This is a genomic window from Neisseria sp. P0021.S007, assembly GCF_051956855.1.
Genome location: NZ_JBQCXA010000601.1, coordinates 1 through 660, shown reverse-complemented (window position 1 = coordinate 660; position 660 = coordinate 1). Strand labels below are relative to the sequence as shown.

Below are 660 nucleotides of genomic sequence, written 5' to 3'. Positions count from 1 at the left end.
CTGTACGGTGAAGAAGGTAAAGACTACCTGCAAGGTGGTGCTGGCAATGACTACCTGAACGGTGGTTCCGGTGCTGACATCATGCGCGGTGGCGACGGTAACGACGTTTACTTCGTTGACAATGCCAACGACCAAGTTATCGAGTACGGCAATGCACAAGCCGGTATCGATACTGTTCGTACCGTTATTGACTACACCTTGACCGATCACGTTGAAAACCTGTTCTTGCAAGGTATGCAAAACCTGAACGGTACCGGTAACTCTTTGAACAACAACATCGAAGGTAACGGCGGCAACAACCATCTGTACGGTTTGGCCGGTGACGACTGCCTGGTTGGCAAAGATGGTAACGACTACCTCGACGGTGGTGTCGGCAACGACATCCTGATCGGCGGTACCGGTAACGACACTTACTTCTTCGACAAAGGTTATGGTCACGACACTATCCGTGAGGAAAGCGGTAATGACACCCTGTTGTTCGGTAAAGGCGTTGCAGCTTCCGACGTATTGCTGAGCAAATCTGGTGCTAACCTGACTGTTTCTGTTGGTACTAACGACAGCATTACCATCGACGACTGGTTTACCGGTAACAATCACAAAGTTGAAAACTTCAAGTTTGCTGACGGTAGCACTTACCAAGTAACCGGCCACGGCGACTAC

1 protein-coding gene is annotated in these 660 nt (G+C 50.2%); it reads left to right on the top strand.

Annotated elements, in window-relative coordinates:
* A partial coding sequence (locus tag ACTHUR_RS14880; RefSeq protein WP_440399366.1) for a calcium-binding protein occupies window positions 1-660 on the top strand: 660 nt, incomplete at both ends.